Source organism: Agromyces sp. SYSU T00194 (assembly GCF_040496035.1).
In the GTDB taxonomy this organism is placed as follows: domain Bacteria; phylum Actinomycetota; class Actinomycetes; order Actinomycetales; family Microbacteriaceae; genus Agromyces; species Agromyces chitinivorans.
In genome coordinates this window covers 1823273-1840842 of record NZ_JBEPJZ010000001.1, presented here as the reverse complement: position 1 = coordinate 1840842, position 17570 = coordinate 1823273, and the positions used below count along the sequence as shown (strand labels likewise).

The window sequence follows — 17570 nt, the reverse complement described above, 5'->3', positions numbered from 1 at the left end:
GCCGTCGCACGGCCGCCCGCTGCGGACCCGCCGGTGGGGCGTCCGTTCCCCCCGGGCGACGCCCCATCGGCGGGTTCGCGGTGTCCGGCCCCTGCGTCGGCGCCCGGCCCCTGCGTCGGCGCCCGGCCCCTGCGCCCGCGCCCCCGCAGCCCGACGCCCGCCCGTGGGGCTGACTGTTTTGACGGGCACCACCCCGGCCGACCCCGGCCGACCGGAGCGGGGCGGAGCGGGCGCAGTGTCGTCAGGGGCGCACGATCGCGACGTCCTGCGGGGCGAGTACGAGCCCCGAGGCATCCGCCCCGGTCAGCAGGTCGGTGCCCTCGATCAGCACGCGGGCGTCGGATGCCCCGTGGTTGATCGCGAACACGACGTCGCCGCGCCGCACCACCTCGACCGCGTCGCCGGTCGCCGCCGGCGGGGGCGCCTCGACGCCGGCGTCCGCGGCGAGCGCAGCGGCCAGTGCCCGCAGGGGCTCGGCGTCGGGGAGGGTGGCGACGTACCAGGCCGCGCCGTCGCCCGTCGCGCGCCGCGTGATCGCGGGCGTCCCGGCGAGGGCGCCGTCGGTGAACGTCGCGCGCACGTCGGCGTCCTCGACCCGCACGACCTCGGCCCACGTCGACCCGGTGACATCCCCGCCGACGACCGCTCCCGACAGGCCGACGGCCGGCACCTCGCCGCCCCCGGTCGCCGCGAGGTCGGCCCCCGCGGGCGGTGCGAACTCCTCGACCCACACGCCGAGCGCGTCGCGCAGCGGCGCGCCGAGGTAGCCGCCGAGCCGCACGTGCAGGTGCTCGTCGGTGATCGCGGTGCCGAAGCCGACGACGAGCGTGCCGCCGGCGGCGGCGTACGCGGCCAGCCCGGAGACCTGCGCGTCCGTCGCCACGAAGTGCGCCGGCGCGACGACCAGCCCGTACGGCGAGAGGTCGCCGTCGGCGCGCACGAAGTCGACCGTGTGGCCGAGCGACGTGAACGCCCGGTGCCACGCGAACAGCACCTGCAGGTACGCGACCGTCGTCGGCGACGCCGGCTGCTCGATCGCCCACCAGCTGTCCCAGTCGAGGGCGATCGCCACCGCCGCCGGCACCCGACCGCCCTCGACCCCCCGTGCGGGGCCCGACAGATCGCGCAGCTCACCGCCGAGATGTGCGATCTCGCGCCACACCCGGGTGTCGGTGCCGCCGTGCGGCACCATCCCCGAGTGGAACTTCTCCGAGCCGGCGGCCGACTGCCGCCACTGGAAGAACAGGATGCCGTCGGCGCCGCGCGCGACCGCCTGGTACGACCAGGCGCGCATCTGACCGGGCGCCTTCGGCGCGTTGCGCGCACGCCAGTTCACGGCGCTCGGCGCCTGCTCCATGAGCAGCCACGGGTCGCCGCCGCCGAGCGAGCGCATGAGGTCGCGCACCATGGCCCCGTACGCCGGCGAGATCGGGTCGGCCGGATCGGGGTAGGTGTCGTCCGACACGACGTCGACCAGCGGCGCCCACTTCCAGTAGTCGGCGGGCTTGAAGAAGCCCATGAAATTGGTCGTGATCGGCACGTCCGACGCCGCCCGGATCACCTCGACCTCCGCCGCGTAGCACGCCATCAGCTCGTCGCTCGAGAACCGGTCGAAGTCGAGCAGCTGGGTCGGGTTCCTGAAGCTCGGCGCGGCCGACGGCGGTGACACCTGGGCGAACGAGTCGTAGCGCTGCGACCAGAACGCGGTGCCCCAGGCGCGGTTCAGCTCCTCGACCGAGCCGTACTTCGCCTCGAGCCACGATCGGAAGGCCGCGGCCGACACCTCGCAGTAGCAGTGGCTCACGTGGCATCCGTACTCGTTGTTCACGTGCCAGAGCTCGAGGGCAGGATGCCCCGCATAGCGCGCCACCAGCTGCTCGACGAGCCGCTTCGCGTGCGCCCGGTACACCGGCGAACTCGGACAGTACTGCTGCCGGCTGCCGACCGCGAGCCGCACGCCGTCCTCCGTGACGGGCAGGGTCTCCGGATGCCGCGCCGCCAGCCACGGCGGCGGCGACGCGGTCGCCGTGGCGAGGTCGACGCGGACGCCCCCGGCGTGGAGCCCGTCGAGCACGTCGTCCAGCCACGCGAAGTCGTACTCCCCCTGCCGCGGCTCGAGCTTCGCCCAGGAGAACACGCCCACGGTCGCGAGGGTGATGCCGCCGCGCTGCATGAGCGCGACGTCCTCGTTCCACACCTCGCGCGGCCACTGCTCGGGGTTGTAGTCCCCGCCGTACCAGATGGTCACGATGCTCCTTCCGTGCGGCGCTCGCGCGCCGCATCCGTCTCGCCGCGCCGTGGCGCCGCATCCGACACCGGGCTCGTCCCGTTCACCCCTTCACCCCGCCTGTCGCGAGGCCCGACTGCCAGTAGCGCTGCAGGAACAGGAACGCGATCACGAGGGGGAGGATCGACACGAACGATCCCGTGATGACGGTCGAGAACAGCGCCTGCGACCCGCCGCCGGCACTCGCCGCCGACTGCAGCTGGGCCAGGCCCACGGTCAGCGGATACAGCTCCGACGTGTTCAGCATGATCAGCGGCAGGAAGTAGTTGTTCCAGGTCGCCACCAGCGAGAAGAGGAACACGGTCACCAGCCCCGGCCCGAGCAGCCGGAGGCCGACCTGCCAGAAGATGCGGAACTCCCCCGCACCGTCGACGCGGGCCGCCTCGATCATGCTGTCGGGAATGGCGTCGGCCGCGTACACGCGCATCAGGTACACGCCGAACGGGCTCACGAGCGACGGGATGATGATCGCCCACGGGGTGTCGGTGAGACCGGCCCGCGAGAACAGCAGGTAGGTCGGCAGCGCCAGCGCCGTCAGCGGGATCATGATCGCGCCGAGCGTGATGCTGAACAGCGCCGCGCTGCCCGGGAAGCGGAACTTCGCGAACGCGTAGCCCGCCATCGTCGACAGCAGGGTGGCGCCGACGGCCGCCGTGCCCGCGTAGAAGACCGTGTTGAGGATCCACCGCCCGAAGAGGCCGCCACGGATGGTGAACAGCGTCTGCAGGTTGTCCCAGAGCGACAGCTCACCACCGAACCAGAGCCCGAAGGTCGAGAACAGCGCGGAGTTGTCCTTCGTCGACGAGACGAACAGCCACCAGAGGGGCAGCACGAAGTACAGCACCAGCAGCCAGAGGATGACGGTGAGCAGCCAGCTCCGTCGGCGCTCCGGCGCGAACCGGCGGTGCGTCGCCGCGGACCTCCGCGCGCGGGGCGGGGCGTTCTTCGCTCCGACCGTGACGGCGGCGCGGGTCTCCATGTCGGTCATGCTCCGCTCCTGTCCCTGCGCTCGCGGCGTTGCTCGTTGAGCTGCACCACGTACGAGGTGATCGCGATGACCAGGCCCAGCAGGAACGCGATCGCCGCCGCGTAGTTCAGGTCCTGGTTGATGAATGCGAGGTTGTACGCGTAGTAGTTCGGCGTGAACGAGTTCGTGATCGCGTCGGGCGCGATCGCGTTCAGCAGGCTGGGCTCGTTGAACAGCTGGAACGTGCCGATGATGGAGAAGATGACGGTGAGCAGGATCGCGGGCCGGATGGCCGGGATCTTCACGCTCCATGCCGTGCGGAACTGGCCCGCGCCGTCGATCTCGGCCGCCTCGTACAGCTCCGACGGGATGGCGCGCAGCGCCGCGTACATGATGATCATGTTGTAGCCGATGAACTCCCAGCTGACGATGTTCATCATCGAGCCGAGGATGTTCTGCGGCGACAGGAAGTCGGGGGTGCCGAAGCCGATGTTCCGGGCGATCTGCGCGATCGGGCCGAAGTCGGGCCCGTACAGGTAGCCCCACATCAGCGTGGCGACGACCGCGGGCACGGCGTACGGCATGAACACGAGCAGGCGCACGCTCTTCGAGCCGCGCGCGCGACCGCTGTCGAGCGCGAGCGCGAAGAACAGCGACAGCCCGAGCATGATCGGCACCTGGACGACGAAGAACACCACCATGCGGCCGAGGCTCGCGAGGAAGTCGGGGTCCTGCAGGGCGCGGGCGTAGTTGGCGAACCAGGCGAACGTCTCGCCGCCGATGAGCTTGCTCTCGAACAGGCTGAGGTAGCCCGCGTAGACCAGCGGGATGACGAGCATCGTCACGAAGACGACGAAGAACGGGAGGATGAAGAGGTACGCGGCGCGGTTCAGCTTGCGCTGGTTCGCGCCGACGCGCGGCTTCTTCCTCGGGGCGGCGGCGGAGGGGCGCTCGGCGTCGAGCGCCGGTGCGGTGGACACGACGGCTCCTTACTCTCAGGTGGTGCTGCGGCGGGCGTGCCCGTGGAGGGCGCCCGGCGGGGACGGGGTGCCGGCCGAGGCATCCGGCCGGCACCCCGAGACCTCACTCGACGGTGAAGCCCTGCGCCTCGGCGTAGTCGACGAGCTCGGTCTGCCACTCGTCGAGCGCGGTCGAGATGTCGCCCTTCTCGGCGATCACGGTGCCGATCGTCTCCTCGTAGGTCGAGTAGACGAACTCCATGAACGGCAGCCACTCGAAGTCGGTGTCGACCGTCTCGGAGATGTCGGCGAACAGCGCGTTCACCTCCTGGCCGCCGTAGAACTCGAGCTGCTGGCCCGAGAACGCAGGGTCGTCGAGCACCGACAGCTGCGGCGGGAACAGGAACTGCTCCGTCGCGAGGCGGAACGCCGACTCCTCGTCGTGGTTGATGAACTTCGCCAGCTCGTACGCCGCGATCGGGTTCTCGCTGGAGGCGAGCACCGCGTCGGACGAACCGCCCCAGTTGCCCGAGACGCTCTCGCCCTCGGACCACTGCGGGAGCGGCGCCGCGCGCCACAGGCCCGAGGTCGACTCGGCCGTGCCCTGGAGGAAGATCGGCCCCCAGGCCGCGGTGAGCCACCCGGCGTACTTGCCGTTCGCGAGGCCCTGGTACCACTCGTCCTGGAAGTCGACGTCGGTCGAGATCAGGTCGTCCTGGATCAGCTGGGTCCAGTAGTCGCCGACCTGCTTGGCCTCGGCGCTGTTGACGTTGATCGACACGGTCTCGGCGCCGTCGTAGCTGAAGGGCTTGACGCCCGCCTGCCACATGAAGCCGATCATCTGGCCGGCCTGGGTCGCGCCGAGGTTCGAGATGTACGAACCCGTCTCGTCCTTGACCGCCTTGGCGGCGTCGGCGTAGTCGTCCCAGGTCGCGGGCGCCTCGTCGATGCCTGCCTCCGCGAGGATGTCCTCGCGGTACAGGTTGCCCATCGGGCCGACGTCCTGCGGCACCGCCCACGTCTGGTCGGCGGGCGAGACCTGGTTCCAGGCCCAGCCCACGTAGTCGCCCGAGATCTCGTCGGCGCCGTACGGCTCGAGGTCGAGCAGCGACTCGGTGAGCACGAACGACGGGATGTACTGGTACTCGATCTGCGCGACATCCGGTGCGCCCTGTCCCGCCTCGAGCGCGCTGCGGAGCTTCTGGTAGTGCTCCAGGCCCTGGCCGACGTTCTCGACCTTGACGCTGATCGCGGGGTAGGCCTCCTCGAAGAGGTCGACCTCGTTCTGGATGTCGGGCACCCACGTCCAGAACGTGAGTTCGGTCGGGGTGTTGAGCGCCTCCTCGCGCTGCGCGTCGGTGATGGCGTCACCGCTCGAGCCGGAGTCGCCTCCGTCGCCCGACGAGCACGCCGTGAGGAGGAGTGCTGCCGCGGCCGCGACGGATCCCAGCTTCAGTGCTGTTCGTGATGCGTTCCTCATGTCCTCTTCCCTGATTCTCTGGTGTTCCCTTGGTGTTCCCGGACTCCGGTGGATTCCGGCGGGGTCACCCGTCGAGCAGGGTCAGCGTCGACCATGCCTCGAGGGTGAGTTCGGTGCCCGCGGCGTGCGCCGTGCCGGAGACGGCATCCACGACGTCGCGGGAGAGCGTGATGGCGGTCGCGTCCCAGCTCCAGTTGAAGCAGAACCAGGCGCGTCGGCCGTCGGGCAGGGTGCCCGACGAGACCGTGGCGGGCAGCGCGCGGCCGGCGGCCAGCGTGTCGGCGATCGTCGAGGGCACGGCCCAGCGCACGAGGTCGGCGGCGAGCGCGGGCGACGGCACGGTGCCGACCACGGTGATGCGCCCCTCGCCGTGGGCGCGGGTGGTGATGGCCGGGAAGTCGCCGAACCGCGGGTGGTCGTAGCGTGCGAGCACCTCGGCCTCGACGGCGATCAGCCCGTCGGCCCAGAGGCGCCCCGAGGCATCCGCGGATGCCGCGAACCCGCCCTCGCCCGTGACCGGCACGTCCGACTGCAGGTTCGAGAACTCCTCGTAGTGCACGCCGGCGGCCTCGCCCACGCGGGCGGGTGCGACCTCGACCCGGGCCCGGGCCTCCTCGTCGCCGTAGCCGGTGCGGATGCCGACGACGAGATGCCCGCCCGCTGCCGCGTAGTCGCGCAGCAGGTCGAGGTCGGCGTCGGTCGCGATGTAGAAGGCGGGTGCGACGAGCACCGGGAAGCGGGCGGCGAGCTCGGCGGCCCCCATCGCGTGCGCCTGCCCGGCGTGCAGGATGCGCGACTGCGCGCCGGCCTCGAGCACGCCCCGGTGGAACGCGTCGAAGATGCGCGTGTACGCCGTGGTGTCGGGCTGCCCGTCGGGCCGCATCAGCGGCGGGGTGAACTCGAACGCGAAGTTGCTGTCGTTCGACCAGAGCAGGGCGACGTCGCCGTCGGGCTCGTACCCGTCGAGCGCGTCGCCGATGGCCTCGAGGCTCGCGCCGACCTCGGCCAGCTCGGCGTAGACGCGCCCCGGCTGCAGGCTGTGCGGGATGACGCCGCCCCAGTAGGTCTCGGTGCCGTACGGCAGGGTGTGCCAGTGCCAGTACTCGATCATCGCGGCGCCGCGCGCGATGAACAGGAACGCCGCCTGGGTGAGCTGGCCCGGGTAGGGCGGCAGGTTGAACGCCGACCCGCCGATCGCCTGCGCGTCGGTCTCGGTCACGAGGAACCGCGACTGGTTCGACGAGAAGAGGCGGTCGGCCTGCCGGAACACCGCTGCCACGCCTGAGGTCGTCCAGTGCGTGACCGGCTCGAGCTCCCTCGTGAGGTCGAGGTGGTCCTGCATGGCGTAGTACGGGTTGCCGGCGGTGATGTCGAGGTTCGCGACGAGTTCCTCGTCGTCGAGTGCGGGGCGGTTGTAGGCGATGCAGGTGGTGACGAACTGCTCGGGGCTCGCATACTCGCGCACGATGTCGGCCTGCCACGAGATGAACTCGGTGGTGAGGTCGGCCTGGTAGCGGCGCCACGCCAGGTCGTACTGCGGCAGCGAGTTGCCGTCGGGCGTCCACAGGTCCGACCAGTCCGAGAGCCGGTGCGACCAGTAGGTCAGGCCCCACTCGCGGTTCAGCGTCTCCACGTCGCCGTACTGCACCTTCAGGCGACGGACGAACCGCTGGAAGCTGCCGCGGTTGTGGAAGAGCTCCATGCCGGGCTCGTTGTCGACCTGGTAGCCGATGACCGACGGGTGGTCGGCGTAGCGCGCGACCACGGCGCGGATGACGCGCTCGGCGTGGAAGCGGAACGCCGGGTGCGAGTAGTCGACCTCCTGGCGGGCGCCCCACGGCATGGGCTCCCCGGTGCGGCGGTCGGCCGCGATCTCCGGGTACGCGGTCTGCAGCCACGGCGGCACCGCGTAGGTCGGCGTGCCGAGGATGACCTTGATGCCCCGCTCGTGGGCGCCGTCGAGCACGGGCTGCAGCCAGTCGAGGTCGAACTCGCCGTCGCGCGGCTCCCAGGTCGACCAGACCGACTCGCCCACCCGGATGACCGTGAAGCCGGCCTCCCGCATGAGGTCGAGGTCCTGCTCGGTGCGCTCCTCGCGGTGGTACTCCGCGTAGTAGGCGGCGCCGAAGAGGATGCCGGTGGGGCGATGTGCGTGCTGGTGCGAGGTCATGCGCTGCAGAACTCCGTTGTCGTGCGGTGAGGGCGTCTGTGCCGGTCTGTTCGGGAAGTTACACGCGTTTGTTACCGGTAACAAACCCTCGTTATCAATTTGTTACCGCTAACAATCCGGACGTGAGGAGCGCTTTTCAGGAGCCCGTCGGGGAGAGAGCGCGACCGCACGCAGCATTCCGCCGGAATCGGCAGTGCTCAGGATGCGGATCGCCGTCCGGGGGCACTCCGGCGCAACGGCGTCCGCTCGCCCGCCTCGGCTTCCTGAATACCGAGTCACGCCGCGTGCGGGGGTGCGCACCCGGGTCGGGGGATGCGACCGGGTGTGGCGGATGCCACCCGCGCGACGGATGTCACGGGCCGACCGACCGACACGGGCCGACCGACCCACACGGGCCGACCGATCCACACGGGCCGACCGATCCACACGGGCCGACCGATCCGCCGGGCGACGGACGGCACCGGACGACGGATGCCGCCGCCCCGCGAGCGCGGTCAGCCGCGCATCGGCGCCGTCGACCTGCGCACGATGAGCTCCGGCACGTTCGGGGGCACCGTGTAGGCGTCGGGGCCGTCGATCAGCTGCAGCAACCGTCCGAACGCGATGCGCCCCTGCAGGTCGAAGTCCTGGCGCACGGTCGTGAGCGGCGGGCGGAAGAACCGCGCCTCGGGGATGTCGTCGAACCCGACCACGCTGACGTCGTCGGGCACGCGCATGCCGTGCTCCTCGAGCGCGAGCATCGCCCCGAGCGCCATCTGGTCGTTGGCCACCAGCAGCGCGGTCGCGTCGGTGCGTACCGCCGCCTGGTGCGCGGCGGCGTACCCGGATGCCGGCGACCAGTCGCCCTCCGCCTGGCCGATGGATGCGATGCCGTGGTGCTCGAGCGCGAAGTGGTACGCGGCGGCGCGGTTGCGGGCGGACGACCAGCCAGTGGGGCCCGCGATGTAGAAGAAGCGGCGATGCCCGAGTCCGACGAGGTGGTCGATCGCGAGCTTCATGCCGTGCCCGTGCACGCTCTGCGGGTCGTCGGAGCGCAGGTCGTCGTCGTCCTCGTCCTCGGGCACGATGAACGCGGGCATGCGGAACTCGGTCGCGGCGAACGCGGCCGCCATGTGGTCGGTCGTCGACATCGCGATCACCCCGGCGAGGTCCTGCCGGGCGACCAGTTCGAGCGCCTCGTCGATCGCGGCGCGGTCACGGAAGTCGAGCGAGATGAAGTCGAGCACGTACCCGGCGTCGTGCGCCGCGCTGCTCGCGCCCTGCGCGGTCTTGCTCGGCCCGACCTGCACGATGTCGTGCACGAGCGCGGCAACCCGGTTGGAGCGTCGCATCGCGAGCGACCGGGCGGTCATGTTCATGCGGTAGTCGAGGTCCTTGAGCGCCCGTTCGACCTTCTCGCGGGTCGCCGGGCGGATGCCCTCGTACCCCTTCAGGTAGCGGCTCACGGTCTGGTGCGAGACCCCGGCGGCGCGCGCGACGTCGTAGATCGTCGCGGCCTTCCGGGCTCCGGGCGCCACGGCGACGGGCTCATGCGCGGGCGCGTCACGGTCCATGTCGACACCTCTCCGCAGGGCAGGGCCTGCGTTCACCCCACGACTGTAGACCCCGGCCCACGCGATCACGATGCATTCCGCGTTCGGCATGTGAGTGCTGCGGATGCCCCGACGCGGGCCTCCGGCTCAGCGACGACGCAGCTCGACCACCGGGATGACCCGGCTCGTCCGCTCCTGGTACCGCGAGAATCCGTCGCTCGTCGAGGTGAACAGCGCCCAGGCGGCATCCCGCTCCTGCCCCTCCAGCTCGACCGCGCGCACGGCGACCTCTCCCTCCCCCGGCGCCTCGACGACGGTGTCGGGGTGGGCGCCGAGATTGTGGAACCAGGCCGGGTGCGCGGGCGCGCCGCCCTTCGACGCGGCGATCAGCCAGCCCGCGTCGCTGCGCAGGGCGAACAGCGGCGACACGCGCTCGACCCTCGACTTCGCGCCGACGTGGTGCACGAGCAGCAGGTTGCGCCCGAACCCCGCGGTGCTCACGAACCCGCCGTTGCCGCGGAACTCGTCGATGATCCCCTGGTTCCAGTCGTTCACGGATGCCTCCTGTCGGACGTTCGTCCCTCTCAAGCCTTCGCCGACTGCTCGTATTCCGCGCCGCCCGGGCCGAGCGGAGGGGCCGATGCCCGACACGCCGCACCAACCCCACCGTGCGCACGAATCTCCTCCGCTTCGCCCGAGCCGCCCGGGCCGCCCGAGCCGCCCGGGCGCGATGTCGGATGCGCCTGCGACACTGGCCGCATGGCCATCGAGGTGCGCCCGGCGTCCCGCTTCGCGGACGTCGCGACCATGGTCGGGCCCAAGCGGCCCGACGCGAACGTGTGCTGGTGCCTGAGCTACCGCATCCCGTCGCGGGAGCACCGCGAGCTCGGCGGGCGCGGGCGGGGCGAGCGCGTGCGCGAGCTCTGCGCCGAGGACCCGCCGCCGGGCGTCCTCGCGTACGACGGCGACGAGGTGGTCGGCTGGGCGGCGGTGCATCCGCGGGCCGACACGCAGTTCGCGCGCAACCGCAAGATCCCGCACGTCGACGACCTCGACGTGTGGTGCGTCTGGTGCATCCGCATCCGTCCCGGGCACCGGAAGCAGGGCATCTCGCATCCCCTCCTGGCGGGCGCCGTCGAGTTCGCGCGATCGTACGGCGCGCCGGCGATCGAGGGGTACCCGCTCGACAACCGCGGCGCGCGGATCGAGCAGACGATGGCGTACGTGGGCACCCGGGCACTGTTCGAGGGTGCGGGCTTCACGAAGGCGGCCGACACGACGTCGGTGCTGAACGGGTTCCCGCGCGTGCTGATGCGACTCGACCTGCGCTGATCCGGGCGCGTGAGCACGTCGGTGGCTGCCCGCATCCTCGCCGTCGCACCCGGGGATAGAGTGTGGGCACCCGCTCTCCGCCGCGGGTGCCGCGGCGTTCGACCTGGAGGCACCGTGACCGACCAGCTGCCGCGGAAGCCCGCGCGCATCTCCGACGTCGCGCGGCTCGCGGGCGTGTCGCTCGGCACGGTCTCGCACGCCCTGAACCACCCGTCGCGGCTCCGCCCGGCGACGCTCGAGCGCGTCAACGACGCCATCAGAGAGCTCGGCTTCGTGCGCAACGCGAACGCGAGCACGCTCGCCACGGGCCGCAGCAGCAACATCGGCATGGTCGCGATCGCGTTCGGCAACTCGATGTTCGTCGACATCGCCCGGGGCGCGCAGCGCGTCGCGCGCAGCGAGGGGTACAACCTCCTCCTCGCCGGCAGCGAGGACTCGTACGACACGCAGGGCCAGTTCGTGCGGTTCTTCGACGAGGCCCGCGTGGCCGGCCTGCTGCTCGCGCCCATGGAGGACTCCTCGGAGCACGTCGCGCGCATGGCCTCGCACGGTCGCCCCGTCGTGCTCATGAACTGGGACGGCGACGAGGACGCGTGCCGGGTCGTCGTCGACAACGAGGCCGTGGGCTACCTCGCGGCGCGCCACCTGATCGAGCGCGGATGCCGACGCATCACGGTGCTCGGCGGCGGCGACGAGTTCCAGCCCGTGCAACTGCGGCGCCGCGGCATCCGTCGTGCGATCGAGGAACTCGGCGACGGCGTCGTGGCAGATGCGGTGCCGACCGCGGCGCTCACGCCCGAAGCGGGCGCGGCTGCGGTTCGACCGATCGTCGAGGTGTCTTCCGCCGAACGTCCCGACGGCCTCCTGTGCCTGACCGATGCCATCGCGATCGGTGCGATCCGGGGCATCCAGTCGGAGGGCCTCGAGGTGCCGGGCGACCTGCTCGTCATCGGGTGCGACCACAACACCCAGTCGTGGGACGGCGATGTCACGCTCACCACGATCGCGATGCGCGGGCTCGAGATCGGAGAGACGGCCATGGGCCTGCTGCTCGACGAGCTCACGACCGATCCGGCGCAGCACGTGCACCGCAGGGTCGTGCTCGAACCCCGGCTCGAGGTCAGGTCGTCGACCACCCGGGGCCCCGCGCCGGCGTCGTCCCGCTGACGACCGCCGCGCCGATGGGCCGTGTGAAGGCGCCCGGCCCCCGGACCTCGTCGCCGCGCAGCCGTACCGTCACCCCCGCGGGCACCTCCAGCCGCACGCGCTCCCGGTCGGCGTGCACGAAGAGGTCGCCGGCCGGCGTCGGCACGTTCGCCGCCGCCCACTCGAGCACCCCGAGCTCCGGGGCGACCCGCACCGTGCGCCAGCCGTCGTCGATCGGTCGGATGCCGAGCACGGCCTCGGGCAGCAGTGCCGCCGGCCCCGACGCCCACGCGTGCGCGAGGCTGCGCCCGAACGGCCGCCCGTACATGGCGGCGTGGCCGCCGTCGGCGTCGATGCCGAACTCCTCCCAGAACGTCGACGCGCCCGCATCGAGCATGCCGCCCCAGAGTTCGCGGACCCGCGCCACTGCGGCGGCGCGAGCGCCGAGGCGCGAGAGCGCGAGGAGCGCGAACGCCTGCATGAACGGGGTGCCGGCAGTGGTCGCGGTGATCGCTGCGACGCGACCGTCGGCCGCATCGCGCGCCTCCGCACACGTCGACTCGGCGGCATCCGTCGCCTCGGACTCGAGTCCCGCGAGCACCGCGAGGAAGTTCGGGTAGCCGGCGAGTGCGGCGTCGATGGCCCGGTGATCGCCCGCCGTGTCGCCGGCGGCCGGCCCGTCGAGGTAGGTCCTCCACGCGCGACTCCGGTCGTCCCAGGCCCGGGCGAGGAGGGTCGAGCGGATGCCCCGGGCGCGCGCCGCCCATGCGTCGGCGTCGTCCGCGCCGGCCAGGGCGAGCACCTCGGCGCCGTCGCGCACCGCCCAGAACCAGAGCACCTGGAGGGCCGTCGGGTCGCGTCCGTCGTCGAAGGCGACGCCCCAGTCGATGAACACCGCGCGTTCGCCTGCAGGACCGAACGCGTCTTCGCCCGCCACCGGACGGAGCACCCCGTCGGCGTCGGCGAAGGCGTCCATCGTCGCAAGGAACCGGCGCACGTGCGGCGCCTCGCGCTCGGCGAACCGGAGATCGCCGAACTGGCGCAGGTGGGAGCGCACCGCGATGAGCCACCAGAGCGAGTAGTCCGCGATGCCGTTGACGAAGCCGTGACGCGGGCGGCCGAGGGCGACGAGGCTGTCGCGGGCGATGCCCGCATCGCCCGCCGCGAAGGCGTTCGCGAGGATGCCGAGCGCATGGTCGCCGATCCACGGCATGCGGTCGCGCTTGATGCCGTCGACCATCAGGCCCTGCATGCACGTCTCGAGCGTGCGGGCGGCGGTGCCCCAGATGCGGGTGAGCACGTCGTCGCTGCACGCGAACGCGCCGCGGCGCACCGCCCGCCGACGCCGCCCCTCGACTCGCACGGCATCGACGGATCCGCCGTCGGCCTCGACGTGCAGGTACCGGATCGCGGCCTCGTGGGCCGTGGTCCACGTGCCCGGCGCGGCCTCGACGACCTCGATGCGCGTCTCCGATTCGGTGCCGCTGCCCGCGGTGGCAAGCGCCTCCTCCCGGGTCTCCCCCGCACCGATGCGCGGACGCTGCACGCTCGCGACGTAGGGCCGTCCGAGCACGGGCGGGTCCACCTCCCAGTCCGTCATGCCGACCGGTCGCGCGGCCACCTCGACCACCGGCTCGCCCAGCGCGTGCGGGGCCGTCGACGCGGTGCCGGCCCGAGGCTCGCACGGGCGCCACCCGTCGCCGGCGTCCACGGACCAAGCGGTGTCCGCGCCGAGTTCGGCAAGCGCGGGCGGCTCCCCGTCGACGGTGCGCACCTCCACCTCCACCCGACCGCCTCCGTCGGGCAGGGGCACGCGGAACCCGACCGCGTCGCGGTGCACCTCCACGGGCGCCCCGTCGACGTGCACGATCGCGACCCCGGAGGCCGCGAGCTCGAGCGATGTCTCGCCGGCCGTCAGGCCGCGGGCGTATCGGGCAACGGTCACCGTGGCGCCGAAGTTCATCGCGTAGTGCACGAACCGGTTGGCCGCGAACCCCTCGCGCACGAGCCGGTGCATCACACCGAGCTCGAACTGGTCGGGCGCGTACCACCAGGTGGCCGCGGCGTCCGCGGATCCGTCGCGCACCGCATACCCGATGGTTCGGGCGAGCCCTCGACCGGAGCCCCTGCCGTCGCGGCACGGCTCTTCCGGCCGACCGTGTTCCGGCTCGAGCGCGGCATCCGCTCGTGAGGTGCCGAGCACCTCGTCGAGGTGCCGGCGCAGGGTCGTCGGGGTGTCTGCGGGCATCGTCGCTCCGATCTGCGGAAGGGTCTTGACCCTCTGCTCGCTGCCACCATACGCTGTGAAGCGTTTCATTGAACCGCTTCACCTTGCCGTCCGGTCGGAGTGCAGCGGGGAGGCGAAGCGACGATCACGATCGATCGAACCCCGTCCCGGGGCTCTCAACGTGGAGAGGAAGTACGCAATGACGCATACCGACACGACGGGCCGACGGCCCGCTGCACGACGGCGGGGGGTGGTCACGGCACTCGCGGCATCCGCACTCGCCGCGCCCATGGTGTTCGCCGCCACCGCGGCCCCTGCCGCGGCCGATGAGGTCGACTGTTCCACCGTCGCCTGGATGGACACCTCGCTGAGCGCCGAGGAGCGCGCCGCCGCCCTGCTCGACGCGAGCAGCCAGCACCAGATCTACCGCTGGCTGGTGGAGCAGCCGGCGAACGACCCCACCGCGACCGAGTGGCGCGCGGGCTTCAACGGCGAGGACCCCATCGTCTACCCCGAGCAGGTGCCCTGCACCCCGTGGGTCGTCTACACCGACGGTCCCGACGGCATCCGCTTCCAGGACGGCGTGACCGCCTTCCCCGCGACCCTCGGCGTCGCCGCGACCTGGAACCTCGACCTCGCCGAGGAGAAGGGCGACGCGCAGGGCGCCGAAGCGTTCGACAAGCAGAAGAGCGTGATCCTCGCGCCGGGGCTCGCGAGCGGGCGGACTCCGCTGTCGGGCCGTACGCCCGAGTACCTCGGCGAGGACCCGGTGCTGACGGGCCTCATGACCGCGGCCGGCGTGCGCGGCATCGAGGACCGCGACGACGGTCGCGTCGTGCTCTCCACGCCGAAGCACTACGTCGCGAACGAGCAGGAGACCAGCCGGTCGACGAGTTCGTCGAACATGGACGAGCGCACGTTCCGGCAGATCTACGACCTGCCGTTCGCCATCGCCGTCGACCGGGGCGAGCCGGCCAGCGTGATGTGCTCGTACAACCAGGTCAACGGCGTCTACACCTGCGAGCACCCCGACCTGCTCGAAGTCGCCCTGAAGGCGGACGCGGGCTTCGCGGGCTACGTGATGAGCGACTTCGGCTCCGTCCACTCGACGGCCGAGTCCCTCATGGGCGGACTCGACCAGGAGCTCAACCGTCCGCGCTGGTTCAGCCCCGCGCGGCTCGACGCCGCCCTGGCCGCCGGTGACATCACGCAGGAGCGCATCGAGGAGGCGGCGACCCGGGTCATCGTCTCGTACATCGAGGGCGGCCTGTTCGACACGCCGCTCCCCGACGAGCCGGTCGCCGACGCATCCACGGACGCGCACAAGGCGATCGCCCGCACCATCGCCGAGCAGGGATCCGTGCTGCTCGCCAACGACGGCGTGCTGCCGCTGGCGGCTGAGGCGGGCGAGACGATCGCGCTGATCGGCCCGACCGCGTCGCTCGATGCGAACGAGGACGGCGTCAGCGCCGCCACCGTCTGCTCCCTGCCGTGGCGCTTCGGCAGTGCCGGAACCCTCACCTGCGAGGACCTCGTCTCGCCGGAGACGGCGATCACCGAGCGGGCTGCCGCTGACGGCGTGGACGTCACCTTCGAGGATGGCGACGACCTCGAAGCAGCAGCGGCCGCCGCGGCCGCCGCCGACGTGGCGATCGTGTTCGGCTACCAGAGCATGGGCGAGTTCAGCGACATCGCCGACCTCGCGCTGCAGGGCGACGGCGACGCGCTCGTCTCCACGGTGGCCGCCGCCAATGCGAACACCGTCGTGGTGCTCAACACGGGCAGCGCGGTGGAGATGCCGTGGATCGACGAGGTCTCGGCCGTGCTCGAGGGCTGGTACGGCGGCGAGCAGTGGGGTCCGGCGCTCGCCGGCCTGCTCTTCGGCGACGTCAGCCCCACGGGCAAGCTGCCGATGACCTTCCCGGTCTCGCTCGCGGACACGCCGACGGCAGGCTCGGAGGAGCAGTACCCGGGCGTGCTCGACGAGTTCGGCATCCGCCAGGTCGACTACAGCGAGGGCCTGGAGGTCGGCTACCGCTGGTACGAGGCACAGGACATCGCTCCGCTGTTCGAGTTCGGACACGGCCTGTCCTACACCGAGTTCTCGTACGACCAGGTGACGGTGACCCCGAAGTCGACCACGGGCGACCAGGAGATCCGCGTGCGCTTCAAGCTCACCAACACCGGTGACGTCGCGGGCACCGAGGTGGCGCAGGTCTACCTCGAGCTGCCGGATGCCACGGGCGAGCCGTCGAAGCGACTCATCGGGTGGGAGCGCGTGACGCTCGAGCCCGGCCAGCACCGCAACGTGCAGGTGACCCTGTCGGCCGAGGACCTCGCCGACCTGCACCTGCTCGAGTACTGGGACACCGCTGCCGGTGACTGGTCGACCGCTCCGGGCACCTACGTGGTGACCGTCGGCGGCTCGGTCTCGGCCGACGCCGCGGCATCCTTCACCATCAGGTAGCCCCCTGAGGCGACGGGGGCGGGGCCGCTGGGTCCCGCCCCCGTTCGTCGTCTCCGGGAGCCGAGACCCGTCGAAAGGCTGCGCTCTGCGCGCTCAGAGTGCAGCTTCGTGACGGGTCTCGACACCCGGTCGATTCGCGGATGCGGAGATCGAACCGCGCAGCGCGCTACTCCGAGAGGAACTCCACGGCCGCGCGGCGGAAGTCGCGCGATCCGGGCGCGTTGAAGTGGTGCCGACCCTCCAGCTCGAGGAACGTGCCGTTCGGCGTGACCGCGGCGAGCGCCTTCGAGCGCTCGAGGATGGCGTCCTCGCTGCCGGTCGCGAAGAGGATCTGCTGCAGCGGCGGGTCGTCGGGGTCGGGGTCGGCCTGGCCGTGGCGCATGCCCTCGGCGAGCGCCACGAGTGCGAGCAGGTCGTTGCCGGGCACGCGTTCGGCGAGGGTGACGTAGTTGTGGGTGACGCGATCCTCGACGGGCGTGCCCGACTCGGCGTACGCGCGGGCCTGCTCGATCTGCAGGCGCGCGAGCGGGCGACCGTCGGGGATGCCGCCGAGCACGGCCCGCTCGACGCGCTCGGGATGCGCGACGGCGAACTGCCAGCCGACGCGGGCACCGAGCGAGTAGCCGACGTACGAGACCGAGTCGAGCAGGTACGTGTCGAGCACGGTGTCGAGGTCCTCGACGAGGCGGTCCATGTCGTAGGCGCGGTACTCGTGCGGCTTGTCGCTCGCGCCGTGCCCGCGCTGGTCGACGCCGAGCACCCGGAACCCGGCCCGGGTGAGGTCGCGCACCCACCCGGTGCTGACCCAGTTGTCGCGGCAGCTCGAGGCGAAGCCGTGCACGCAGAGCACGACCGGGCCGTCCTCGGGGCCCCACTGGTAGGTGGCGAGCCGTCGCCCGTTCACGCTCATCACGAACTGCGGGTCGGGCATCTCGGTCATCCCCGGGAATGCTGCGCTCATGCCTGCCATCATGCCGTGTCCACAGCGGGCCGGGTCGACGCC

Annotated in this window: 12 protein-coding genes; 3 read left to right on the top strand and 9 right to left on the bottom strand. The window is 71.9% G+C overall.

Annotated features, from left to right (window positions below):
- Positions 1-241: 241 nt before the first annotated feature.
- The 7 genes from ABZK10_RS08430 to ABZK10_RS08400 all read right to left on the bottom strand — a co-directional run bounded on the left by ABZK10_RS08430 (position 242) and on the right by ABZK10_RS08400 (position 9950).
- On the bottom strand, positions 242-2248 hold the full coding sequence (locus ABZK10_RS08430) for a beta-galactosidase (protein WP_353808738.1): 2007 nt from the start codon (positions 2246-2248) through the stop codon (positions 242-244).
- 82 nt (positions 2249-2330) lie between these two features.
- Positions 2331-3275, bottom strand: coding sequence for a carbohydrate ABC transporter permease (locus ABZK10_RS08425; protein WP_353808737.1), 945 nt, complete (start codon positions 3273-3275; stop codon positions 2331-2333).
- Complete coding sequence (locus tag ABZK10_RS08420; RefSeq protein WP_353808736.1) at positions 3272-4234, bottom strand: carbohydrate ABC transporter permease; 963 nt, start codon at positions 4232-4234, stop codon at positions 3272-3274. Before ABZK10_RS08420 ends, ABZK10_RS08425 begins: the two co-directional genes overlap by 4 nt.
- A gap of 103 nt (positions 4235-4337) precedes the next feature.
- On the bottom strand, positions 4338-5693 hold the full coding sequence (locus ABZK10_RS08415) for an extracellular solute-binding protein (protein ID WP_353808734.1): 1356 nt from the start codon (positions 5691-5693) through the stop codon (positions 4338-4340).
- Positions 5694-5757: 64 nt separating this feature from the next.
- Entirely contained in the window at positions 5758-7863 is a 2106-nt protein-coding gene (locus ABZK10_RS08410; protein WP_353808733.1) for a beta-galactosidase, read from the bottom strand.
- A gap of 494 nt (positions 7864-8357) precedes the next feature.
- The gene (locus tag ABZK10_RS08405) at positions 8358-9416 is read right to left on the bottom strand and encodes a LacI family DNA-binding transcriptional regulator (protein ID WP_353808732.1); all 1059 of its coding nucleotides are present in this window, start codon (positions 9414-9416) and stop codon (positions 8358-8360) included.
- Positions 9417-9542: 126 nt separating this feature from the next.
- On the bottom strand, positions 9543-9950 hold the full coding sequence (locus ABZK10_RS08400; protein ID WP_353808731.1) for a nitroreductase/quinone reductase family protein: 408 nt from the start codon (positions 9948-9950) through the stop codon (positions 9543-9545).
- A gap of 204 nt (positions 9951-10154) precedes the next feature.
- Between ABZK10_RS08400 and ABZK10_RS08395 the strand changes: the two genes are divergently transcribed.
- Together ABZK10_RS08395 and ABZK10_RS08390 are read left to right on the top strand one after the other, a co-directional pair.
- Positions 10155-10727: a GNAT family N-acetyltransferase gene (locus ABZK10_RS08395; protein WP_353808730.1), complete on the top strand. Its 573-nt coding sequence runs from the start codon at positions 10155-10157 to the stop codon at positions 10725-10727.
- A 114-nt stretch (positions 10728-10841) separates the two neighbouring features.
- Positions 10842-11894 carry a LacI family DNA-binding transcriptional regulator gene (locus tag ABZK10_RS08390; protein ID WP_353808728.1) on the top strand — a complete coding sequence of 351 codons (1053 nt, stop codon included), beginning with the start codon at positions 10842-10844 and terminating at the stop codon, positions 11892-11894.
- On the opposite strand, the gene ABZK10_RS08385 is transcribed toward ABZK10_RS08390, so the two are convergent.
- Positions 11848-14121 (bottom strand): alpha-L-rhamnosidase-related protein, encoded by a 2274-nt coding sequence (locus ABZK10_RS08385; RefSeq protein WP_353808727.1) that lies wholly within the window; start codon positions 14119-14121, stop codon positions 11848-11850. The genes ABZK10_RS08390 and ABZK10_RS08385 overlap by 47 nt on opposite strands.
- Before the next feature lie 178 nt (positions 14122-14299).
- Between ABZK10_RS08385 and ABZK10_RS08380 the strand changes: the two genes are divergently transcribed.
- Entirely contained in the window at positions 14300-16567 is a 2268-nt protein-coding gene (locus tag ABZK10_RS08380; protein WP_353808726.1) for a beta-glucosidase, read from the top strand.
- Positions 16568-16733: 166 nt separating this feature from the next.
- On the opposite strand, the gene ABZK10_RS08375 is transcribed toward ABZK10_RS08380, so the two are convergent.
- On the bottom strand, positions 16734-17528 hold the full coding sequence (locus ABZK10_RS08375; RefSeq protein ID WP_353808725.1) for an alpha/beta fold hydrolase: 795 nt from the start codon (positions 17526-17528) through the stop codon (positions 16734-16736).
- Positions 17529-17570: the final 42 nt, after the last annotated feature.